The following is a 10303-nucleotide window of genomic DNA, read 5'->3' on the forward strand; positions in this document are numbered from 1 at the left end:
ATTTAATATGTAGATATAATTGAATTAATAAAACTTAACTGATTGAAATAAAGGCAATTTTTACTTGATAAAATAATGTGTTTTGTTAATTTTTACCTATTGCCACTGCATATCGTCTTTATTTAGGTAATTAAAACAAACTCCCGTTGCAAGCCTACGCAATTTGCTAGAAAAATTTAAAGCGTTGCTTGAACTTCGGCCACAGGGCCGTATTGGAGTGACGGTGATTTTCATCGAAGAGAAGGGCTATATGAAAATTAATTTCCATGTAGCTACGAGTAACGTTCGTCAATGCCAGCTAGTGAATAACAACGCAAAGGTAATAGGTACTTCTGCTAAGACAACAAATGATGCGTTGATTGCTATTTAATTTATTCTTGGTTTGCTGTTATTCAGTGCCCAAACCGCAACAAATGGAGACAGAAAAAATGCCTGCTTTACTTTTTCTGACATCGCTGCTGACAACGATTATTTTTATTGTTGTCTTATATCCTTGCGCACAAAAAATAGGGCTTTTGGACAAGCCCAATTATAGGAAACATCACCAAAAACCAGTGCCTCTTATTGGCGGCGTGGCAATATATTTTGCCATATTATTTACCCTATTGATTACTGACATCCAGATTTTTCAACAGACGGGGTTTATTGCCGCCGCCACTATTTTAGTTTTGGTAGGTTTGTTAGATGACTATAGGGAGGTTGCCGTAAAGTACAGAATATTAGCCCAAATAATAGCAACCTTAATTATGACTGAGATTTCAGAAATAAAGATTATGGATCTTGGTGATTTATTCGGCACTGGGCATATTAAATTAGAGGCTTTTTCAACCGCATTCACTGTCTTCGCGGTTGTAGGAGGAATAAATGCTTTCAATATGATTGATGGTATAGATGGCTTATCGGGCAGCTTGGCATTGGTCTCGGTCATAACACTAGCCATATTATCTTGGTCTTTAGAAAACTGGCTGATTTATTATTATTGCCTTATTTTAGCGGCAACAATAATAGCATTTTTATTATTTAATTTACGGATATTCGGACGTAAAAGTGCCGCCATTTTTTTAGGTGATACGGGAAGTACCCTGCTCGGATTTTCGGTCTGTTGGCTGGCAATTTATGCCTCGCAGGGAGAAAATGCAATCATTACACCAACTTCCGTGTTGTGGCTCATCGCCATCCCTCTTTTAGATTCTGTTAGTGTCATGTGCCGACGGATGAGCAAAGGCCGCTCACCGTTTTATCCTGACCGGGAACATTTGCATCACCTTCTTGCCTTAGCGGGCTATAAAGTTAACCAGAAACTCATCATTATCGTTGTTTTTGCGGTGTTTTTTTCGGGTGCAAGCATTATGGCCCCTGTTTTGTTGGGCGTATCCGAGCAAATGTCATTTATATCTTTTTTATGTCTTTTTGCCGTCTATTACTGGTGTACCAATAAAGCTTGTCAAACGCAAAAAAGCAGCACAATACAAAAGCCCTGTGCCGAATCGGAAATAGAGCAAATAGAAAAATTGGAACATGTCCAGCTATCTTTCTTAGATTTAAAATCGGCCAAATCTTTATCCAGAGAACCATAAAATGCGCAATAGGCTTAATTACTATTTTTAATAATGGCGTTTTTAATAAGAACATAGTGTGTTTAATAACATTCTTATTATTTGTGTAGGCAATATCTGCCGCAGCCCTATGGCAGAAGTGCTTTTTAAAAAAGCCTTTGCCGACAAGCACGCTAACTGTGCGGTCATCTCAGCCGGACTTCATGCGGCGGTAGGTCATAAAGCAGATGAAAATGCCTGCCAACTGATGACGGCCAGAGGGCTGGATCTGTCAACACATCGGGCTTGCCAGCTAAACACGCAAATGGTGCGGCACGCCGATCTTATGCTGGTGATGGAGTTGCGCCATAAAATGGAAATTGAAAACCAAACACCTTATGCCAAAGGGAAAGTATTTCGGTTGGGCGAATGGGGTGGGTATGACATCCGCGACCCTTATCTACTGGATTTACGGACGTTTGAGTTGGTGTTGGCACAAATTGACCAAGGTGTAAACCAATGGGTTAATAAACTTTATCCTTAAGGATAATAGTAAGACTGTTAAAAACAGATGATAGATTAACGTGTGATAGTCAACTAAGAATCAAACATTGAAAATGCGGACACACGCTATGGGAAAAAAATATTTGCTGAGCAGTTTTCTGGTAATGCTGCATTTGACCGGCTGTACGATTGTGCCGGGAATGCACATGGAGCAATTTTCAAAACAATCCAGCATCGAAATGCCGGTTGAAGAAAATAACGCCACCACCTTAAAAAAGCTGAATATCCAGACCATAACCGCCCAGACGATTATTGATTTGGAAAAGAACTTCAATAACCGAAGCTTAGGTGCTGATAATGTAGTCAACCATTATTTTGATTACCGGATAGGTTCTAAAGCGGTAAAAGGGGTTCCTGAACCAGAAGAACGTAACCAGTATTTGGTTGGGCCTAGGGATATCCTCGTTATTACTGTCTGGGAACATCCCGAATTGACTATTCCGGCCGGGGAGTTCCGCTCCGCTGACAGTTCTGGGAATGTAGTTGGCGAAGACGGCACTATTTTTTATCCTTATGTAGGAATTGTAAAAGCGGCTGGCAGAACGGTGGAAGATATCCGCGCGGAATTAACCCATAAGCTATCCAAATATATAGAACAAGTCCAGTTGGATGTACGGGTAACATCTTATCGTAGCCAACGGGTTTATGTGGTGGGGGAAGTTAAACAGCCCGGAATATTGTTGGTAAAAGATATTCCCCTGACTGTTTTGGAGGCCATTAATGGGGCGGGTGGCTTAAATACCGAAGCCGATCTGCGCAATATCACCCTGACGCGTGATGGCGACACCTACAGCATCAACTTGCTTTCGCTCTATGAAGGCGGCGACATTAGACAAAACGTCATACTAAAACATGGCGATGTGTTGAACGTTCCAGATAATAGCCTGAACAAAATATTTGTCTTAGGGGATATTGCTTCGGCTGGATCAAGCGGCATAAGTTCTCCAGGCGGTGCGCGTAGCATCGTAATGAACAAAGGCCGAATGACCTTGACTGAGGCGATCAGTGACGCAGGCGGTATTAGCCAGGCGACCTCTGATCCGGCGCGAATTTTTGTCTTTAGAAGCGGGATTAAAAAACCCGAAATTTACCACTTGAATGCAAAATCGCCGGATGCCTTTTTATTGGCAGACCGTTTCCCTTTGCAGCCGCGTGATGTGATCTACATTGATCGGGCCGAAGGTGTCCGCTGGAACCAAATTATTGCCGAAATCCAACCGACACTGCTAATGCTGAACTTGTTTAACAGTGCTGCAAAAGTAACTACTTCATTTGGTCAATAAATATGGCAAAATTATCAAACATGGCAGAGCCATTACCTAAGCAAGCTAGAAATGGCGAATGGGCAGCATGAAAAATCAACTTTCAGATATCAATGCTTCTCAGGGAAATTATCAATCTGACCAAGACGATGATGACATCGATTTGGGGGGGGTGATAGCGACTATCCTTGACGGAAAATATATCATTACCTTAGTGTCGCTGTTTTTTTTGCTGGCAGGGATGGCCAAGGCGTTATTGGATACACCAATTTATAAAGCTGATGGCATGCTTCAGATTGAGGAAAAGGCCAATACCTTAAACGCGCTGGAATCGGTGGCACCGTCACTGGAAAGTAAAATGCCAGCTCTGACAGAAATAGAAATTATCAAATCGCGTAAGGTGTTGGGTCAGGCGGTGAAAAACCTTAATTTGGAGATTATCGCCAAACCGACATACTTCCCCATTATTGGCGAGGCCTTTGCCAGACACTTTCAAAAACAGGCGGTAGATAATCAAGTTGCCATACCGCTATTTGGTAAAGACCAATATGCTTGGGGCGGTGAAACGATACGCGTAGATACCTTCTCGATACCAGAAACTTGGATCGGTAAAGAATTCACTCTACAAGCAGGTACACAGGGGCATTTTACCTTATTAGATAATGGACAAACATTACTTAATGGCGAAGTTGGCAAGCCTATCATCAAGCCCTTAAGTGACGGCCAAGGCACGATCAGTCTTTTTGTTCCATTATTAAAAGCTCGTCCTAATACCTTGTTTACGGTCATGAGACGTTCTTTGCTTAGTGGGATCAATGAGTTAACTGATAGTTTTAGTGTCGTTGAAAAGGGCAAAAACACCGGAATTTTAAGTTTTACTATGGAGTCCGCTAGCCCGACTTTGGCGGCGCAGACTATCAATGAGGTGGCCAATATTTATGTCAAGCAAAATGTCGAACAGAAGTCCAAAGAGGCGCAAAGCACCTTGGAATTTTTGGATAAACAATTGCCGATTCTCAAAGACCAACTGGAAGCTTCCACCAACGCCTTAAACGAATTTAGGATCAACAAAGGTTCCATTGATCTGGATATAGAAACACAAAGTGTTTTGGAGGGGGTGGTGGAAATCAAAACCCAAATTACCCTTTTACAGCAAAAAAGGGACGAATTACGCGGGCGATTTACCGAATCGCATCCCACTATTATAGCGATTGACAAACAAATAGCCCGGCTTCAGGCGCAAATGAATGTTAACGATAGAAAAATCGAAGCATTGCCTGAAATCCAACAAGTCATCTTAAGATTAGCGCGTGATGTAAAAGTTAGTACCGAACTGTACACCACATTGCTCAATAGCGCACAAACCCTAAGGGTCGCTAAAGCCGGTACGGTAGGCAACGCCCGGGTAATTGACGAAGCCGTCTTGCCCTCCAGTCCGATTAAGCCGAAGAAGCCTTTAATCGTCGGTATATCGTTGATATTAGGCTTAGTTGTCGGTGTGGCAATTGTATTTGTCCGCAAAGCCTTGCACCGGGGTATCGAAGATCCTGATCAAATTGAAAAACACCTGAATATTCCGGTTTATGCCACCATTTCCCATAGTAACGGGCAAGTAAAGCTCAGCGAAAAACTAAAAAAATTGGGTAAAAACCCAAACAATGAAGTTTGTATTTTAGCATTGGAAAACAAAGAAGATTTGGCCATAGAAAGCTTGAGAAGTTTACGGACAACCCTGCATTTTGCCTTTTTGGGGGCGCAAAATAACATTATCATGATTACCGGCCCTAGCCCCGGAGTCGGAAAATCATTCGTTTGCATTAACTTAGCGACCGTATTAGCCGATGCTGGCAAGAAAATCCTGTTAATTGACGGTGACTTGCGTAATGGCTTTATTAACCGGTCATTAGGTGTCAGCAGGGAGGATGGGCTATCTGAACTGATTACTCAGGCAACTACGCTAGATAAGGCTATCCACACGATAACTGACGCTAATATTGACTTTATTCCGACCGGTGTCATTCCGCCTAACCCGTCAGAACTATTGCTGCATGAGCGTTTCGGGACACTATTGGCAGAATTCAGCAAAAATTATGACCATATCATCATCGATTCGCCGCCGATACTTGCCGTCACTGATGCTTGTATTATAGGCCGTATGGCCAGCGCGACCTTGATGGTGGTAAAAGCTGGGCAACATCCGATGCGTGAACTGGAGCAAAGTACCAAACGTTTAATCCAGGCAGGTGTGCACATAAAAGGCGTGGTCTTTAACGATTTGCCGTTCAGTTCGTCAAGATACGGCTATGGCTACGGTTATGGCAAATATGTCTACCGATACCATTATCAACAGGCCAGTTAACCGTCCACTTTCGAGATAAAGCAAACTATGAATAAAGTCGCTCTTATTACAGGTATTACCGGACAAGATGGTGCCTATCTGGCAGAATTTTTACTGAAAAAAGACTATATCGTCCACGGCATAAAACGTCGTGCCTCGCTGTTTAATACGGAGCGTATCGATCACCTGTATCAAGACCCTCAGGTGTCCAATCGGAATTTTGTCCTGCATTATGGCGACTTAACCGATTCGACGAATCTTATCCGTATTATCCAACAGGTGCAGCCGGATGAAATCTATAATTTGGCGGCCATGAGCCATGTGGCTGTCAGTTTTGACACGCCGGAATATACGGCGAATGCCGATGGCATAGGGACTTTACGCCTTTTAGAAGCGATCCGTTTGCTAGGCTTGGAAAAGAAAACCCGTTTTTATCAGGCCAGCACCTCAGAGCTTTACGGTTTGGTGCAGGAAATTCCACAAAAAGAAACCACCCCATTCTATCCGCGCAGCCCGTATGCGGTAGCCAAACTGTATGGATATTGGATTACGGTCAATTACCGTGAAGCGTACGGTATTTATGCCTGTAACGGCATTTTATTCAACCATGAATCGCCGTTGCGCGGGGAAACCTTCGTTACTCGAAAAATTACTAGGGCTTTAACTAGGATTAAGCTAGGTATGCAAGACTGTCTTTATTTGGGCAACTTAAGTGCTTTGCGCGATTGGGGACACGCCAGGGATTATGTGGAAATGCAATGGCTGATGCTACAACAGGAAACGCCGGACGACTTCGTGATTGCCACGGGTGTCCAATATTCAGTCCGCGACTTTATTAATTTTGCGGCACAAGAGCTAACGATAGGACTGCGTTGGGAAGGCGAAGGTATTGATGAAAAAGGCTATTGTACCCAGACCGGGAAGTGCCTTGTCGCCGTCGACCCCCGTTATTTTAGGCCGACAGAAGTTGAAACCTTATTGGGCGATCCCTCTAAAGCGAAAGAAAAATTAGGCTGGTTCCCCAAAACGCCACTGAAAGAATTAGTTGCGGAAATGGTCAAAGCCGACCTTAACGTTGCCGAACGGGATGGCTTGTGCCAACGGGAAGGCTTTAAGGTTTTTGATCATACTGAATAGGCTATACCGAACCAATAAGTAATTTTAGACTAATTTTTACACATCCCAATGATAGCTTATGGATATTAATTACAAGACAAAAATATATGTAGCGGGTCACCAAGGTTTGGTGGGTTCAGCCATTATTAGAAACTTGCAAAGCAAAGGTTACGATAATATCGTGACCCGGACCCGGCAAAGTCTTGACCTGATGGATAAGGTTGCGGTCGATTGTTTTTTTAGTCAAGAAAAGCCTTTAGTTGTGATAGATGCTGCCGCCAAGGTCGGCGGTATCCATGCCAATGATAATTATCCGGCAGAGTTTATCTACAACAATCTGAGCATACAAAATAACCTGATTGATGGAGCTTACCGTGCCGGGGTGCAAAAATTTGTTTTTTTGGGATCGTCTTGTATCTACCCCAAAATGGCTCCCCAACCGCTTAAGGAAGACTACCTTTTAACGGGGGCATTAGAACCTACTAATGAATGGTATGCCATCGCCAAAATAGCCGGCATTAAAATGTGCCAAGCCTACCGTAAGCAATATGGCTTTAATGCCATCAGCCTGATGCCCACTAACCTTTATGGGCCGGGGGATAATTTCGATCTGCAAAATTCCCATGTGTTACCTGCCTTAATCCGCAAATTCCATGAAGCGAAAATAAACCAAGAAGCCACTGTGACCATTTGGGGGACTGGTACGCCTAAACGTGAGTTTCTCTACGTTGATGACATGGCTGATGCTGCGGTTTTTTTACTGGAACATTATTCGGATACAGGGGTTGTCAATGTAGGCACTGGGGAAGATATTTCTATTAAAGCTTTGGCGCAATTGGTGCAACAGATTGTTGGTTTCAATGGCGTGCTTGTTTTCGATGTCGGCAAGCCTGATGGAGCCCCGCGTAAGCTTTTGGAGATAAGCAAGCTACGGCAGCAAGGTTGGGAAGCTAAAACCGATCTGGCAACAGGGGTACAACAAACTTATGGCTGGTTCTTGAATAATCAACAACATCTTAGAGTAGTGACGTAATTGGCTACCGGATACGGTCGTCGGATACATTTTTCTGAATTTCATCAGTCAGTTTGTTAATACGGTATCTTTTTATTTATCAAGAGAGGTCGATAGTCACTTATAAAAATAACCATGCTGTTTATATTATTATAAATACGCGCTAATAGTTGATTTTATATATTAAAAGTTTTTTTGAGTACCTTGATCTCGCTTTCAGGATGGTTAGGGGGGTAAGCATCTCCAAGCCATTTAACTTTGGCAACTTTTATTAGGTTAGCTTTTGAGGTGTTTTGTGCTTTTTAGTAGCGGATCTTTTAGATGAATTCAAAAGTATTGAAAGTAAACAATAGTTATAGGCAGATCCTAAAATCTTCATCAATTATCGGGGGAGCCCAAGGAATAAGTTACATTATAGGCTTGATAAAGACTAAATTTGTGGCTTCATTATTGGGGCCATCCGGTTTCGGATTGGTTAGCTTATATATGTCGGTCATTGAATTGACTGGTTCTCTCGCCCGATTGGGAATCGATAAAAGTGGAGTTCGGGAAGTAGCGAAGTCAAATAATAGCGGGCAAGGTGAAAAACTTGCACATACTGTAACAGCACTTCGGCGAGCCTGTTGGCTTACGGGTTTGCTGGGTTGGCTCTTAACGGCAATAATAAGTTATCCACTCAGTATATGGATGTTTGGTTCTTATGAACGTATGTGGAGCGTTGCTTTCGTAGGAGCCGCGTTATTGTTCACCATTTTATTTGAAGGCCAGAGTGCTTTTTTGCAAGGGACGCGACGAGTGAGCGACCTTGCAAAAGTGAATATTATTTCTGTCCTCATCGGAGCTATTTTGGCTGTGTCGATTTATGCGCGAATTGGTGAGGAGGGTATTGTGCTGGTGCTTATTGCGACTGCGGCAGTTAATACAGTCGTGATCTGGTGGTTCGCCAGGCGTGTTTCTATTGATACGGTATCCCAATCTTGGGCTGAAACGTGGGAATATTCAAAGCCTTTGTTAAAGCTGGGTCTGGCTTTTATGGCGAGTGCTGTTGCAGGTTCTGCTGCTGCGTTCATAATCCGATCCACTATAGCGCATGAGCTTGGACTTGAAGCTAATGGTCTATATCAGGCAGCGTGGGCGCTGTCCGGTGTTTGTGGATCATTGATGGTGAGTGCGATGAGTGCGGATTTTTACCCACGCCTTACGGCGAGTGTAGAGGACTCACGAGAAGCCACGCGTTTGGTGAATGAGCAAATAGAAGTTGGTATTTTGTTAAGCTTGCCAGGATTGTTGGCCATATTGTCATTTTCTGAATGGATAATGACAATATTATATTCAGAGGCGTTTATTGCTGGAGAAACATTGCTTAAATTGTTTGTTGTTAGTGTTTTTATGACAATGATTTCTTATCCTATGGGATATATTCTTGTAGCAAAATGTGCAGCATTTAAGTACACCTGTATTACAACGGCTTTTCATGTTTTGCATGTGGGGTTGGTTTTTGCTGTAATTCAGCCCTTTGGCGTGATCGGAGCCGCGATTGTAAATCCAATTTTAGGATTTGTTTATATCTTTGGTATGAGGGCTTTAGTTGGCGCACAGATTGGCTTCCGTATGTCATCTGGAGTCGTCTTACTGATTATTATTGGATTTATGTTATTTATCTCAGCTTATGGAATTAGTTATTATTTACCATCTATTTGGGGGATGGTAGCCAAAGCGGTTTTGGTGGTATTCACAGGACTCTATTGTCTTAGTGAAGTGGCTATCCGTGTAGGGTTTAGCCACCCCATCGCAAAACTATTAAAACGACAATAGGCGTAATTTAAGTATATGAAATTAATAAAAAAATCATATAGATATTTTGAGGTTATAGTTAAGTCGTGGATAGCTGTTGGGATGACATTAATCCTCCGGACACACACAGAACGTTGGAAAAAGGTTGCATTATCCGGCGTTCCGTCATGGGATGCACGTAATAAAAAAATCTCTAGTTTTATACCTTCGGGTAGCTCTGTTATAGATATCGGATGTGGCGCCCAGACGCTAAAGGCCTATCTTAGTGAAGGATGCAGTTATCAGCCTTGCGATATTTTTAAGAGCACACCAGATGTCATTGTATGTGATTTTAATGCCGGTCAACTCGTCTCTACCGATAGGCGCTATTCGCATGTGATATGTAGTGGCGTATTAGAGTATATAAGGGATCCAAAACGTTTTATTAATAACGTATCCTCTTTAGGTGATTACATAATTATTTCTTATAACTTGTTTTTACCGTCTCAATCTAAGCGCCATAGGATGGTCAAAAACTGGGTTAATCATTTTACCCAAGCTGAGTTAGATGCCTTATTTGAGGAATTAGGGATAGTATCTACACTATTGCATAAATCAGAGAATAGCGAATGTATTTATATACTGGAGCTAAAAAAGCTTTGAGGCAAGAAAATATATACTTTAAGCAGTCAGGTTTTCGGTT

At 42.5% G+C, this 10303-nt stretch carries 9 protein-coding genes; all 9 read left to right on the forward strand.

All coding sequences use genetic code 11. The annotated features are described in order from the left end of the window. Nucleotides 1-163 precede the first annotated feature (163 nt). The 9 genes from AADEFJLK_RS11555 to AADEFJLK_RS11595 all read left to right on the forward strand — a co-directional run bounded on the left by AADEFJLK_RS11555 (nucleotide 164) and on the right by AADEFJLK_RS11595 (nucleotide 10263). On the forward strand, nucleotides 164-370 hold the full coding sequence (locus tag AADEFJLK_RS11555; protein ID WP_103974366.1) for a hypothetical protein: 207 nt from the start codon (nucleotides 164-166) through the stop codon (nucleotides 368-370). Between the two features lie 25 nt (nucleotides 371-395). After that, nucleotides 396-1577 (forward strand): undecaprenyl-phosphate alpha-N-acetylglucosaminyl 1-phosphate transferase, encoded by a 1182-nt coding sequence (locus AADEFJLK_RS11560; RefSeq protein WP_103974367.1) that lies wholly within the window; start codon nucleotides 396-398, stop codon nucleotides 1575-1577. Nucleotides 1578-1635: 58 nt separating this feature from the next. Then, a complete protein-coding gene (locus AADEFJLK_RS11565) occupies nucleotides 1636-2079 on the forward strand; it encodes a low molecular weight protein-tyrosine-phosphatase (RefSeq protein WP_103974368.1) in 444 nt (147 codons plus the stop codon). A 124-nt stretch (nucleotides 2080-2203) separates the two neighbouring features. Beyond that, a complete protein-coding gene (locus AADEFJLK_RS11570; protein ID WP_249028026.1) occupies nucleotides 2204-3382 on the forward strand; it encodes a polysaccharide biosynthesis/export family protein in 1179 nt (392 codons plus the stop codon). A gap of 67 nt (nucleotides 3383-3449) precedes the next feature. Beyond that, the gene (locus AADEFJLK_RS11575) at nucleotides 3450-5720 is read left to right on the forward strand and encodes a polysaccharide biosynthesis tyrosine autokinase (protein ID WP_103974415.1); all 2271 of its coding nucleotides are present in this window, start codon (nucleotides 3450-3452) and stop codon (nucleotides 5718-5720) included. A gap of 27 nt (nucleotides 5721-5747) precedes the next feature. Beyond that, nucleotides 5748-6836: a GDP-mannose 4,6-dehydratase gene (gmd, locus tag AADEFJLK_RS11580; RefSeq protein WP_103974369.1), complete on the forward strand. Its 1089-nt coding sequence runs from the start codon at nucleotides 5748-5750 to the stop codon at nucleotides 6834-6836. Between the two features lie 58 nt (nucleotides 6837-6894). Further along, on the forward strand, nucleotides 6895-7848 hold the full coding sequence (fcl, locus tag AADEFJLK_RS11585) for a GDP-L-fucose synthase (protein ID WP_211299203.1): 954 nt from the start codon (nucleotides 6895-6897) through the stop codon (nucleotides 7846-7848). Nucleotides 7849-8148: 300 nt separating this feature from the next. Further along, nucleotides 8149-9642 carry an oligosaccharide flippase family protein gene (locus AADEFJLK_RS11590; protein WP_103974370.1) on the forward strand — a complete coding sequence of 498 codons (1494 nt, stop codon included), beginning with the start codon at nucleotides 8149-8151 and terminating at the stop codon, nucleotides 9640-9642. A gap of 15 nt (nucleotides 9643-9657) precedes the next feature. Then, complete coding sequence (locus AADEFJLK_RS11595) at nucleotides 9658-10263, forward strand: class I SAM-dependent methyltransferase (RefSeq protein ID WP_103974371.1); 606 nt, start codon at nucleotides 9658-9660, stop codon at nucleotides 10261-10263. Nucleotides 10264-10303: the final 40 nt, after the last annotated feature.

Origin of the sequence: Methylovulum psychrotolerans (assembly GCF_002923755.1) — a bacterium.
GTDB classification, from domain to species: Bacteria; Pseudomonadota; Gammaproteobacteria; order Methylococcales; family Methylomonadaceae; genus Methylovulum; species Methylovulum psychrotolerans.

Bases quoted from the DNA above. Each gene is read 5' to 3' on its own strand.
- AADEFJLK_RS11570 (WP_249028026.1), top strand. From the start codon at position 2,204: ATGCTGCATTTGACCGGCTGTACGATTGTGCCGGGAATGCACATGGAG.
- AADEFJLK_RS11575 (WP_103974415.1), top strand. From the start codon at position 3,450: ATGAAAAATCAACTTTCAGATATCAATGCTTCTCAGGGAAATTATCAA.
- gmd (WP_103974369.1), top strand. From the start codon at position 5,748: ATGAATAAAGTCGCTCTTATTACAGGTATTACCGGACAAGATGGTGCC.
- fcl (WP_211299203.1), top strand. From the start codon at position 6,895: ATGGATATTAATTACAAGACAAAAATATATGTAGCGGGTCACCAAGGT.
- AADEFJLK_RS11590 (WP_103974370.1), top strand. From the start codon at position 8,149: ATGAATTCAAAAGTATTGAAAGTAAACAATAGTTATAGGCAGATCCTA.
- AADEFJLK_RS11595 (WP_103974371.1), top strand. From the start codon at position 9,658: ATGAAATTAATAAAAAAATCATATAGATATTTTGAGGTTATAGTTAAG.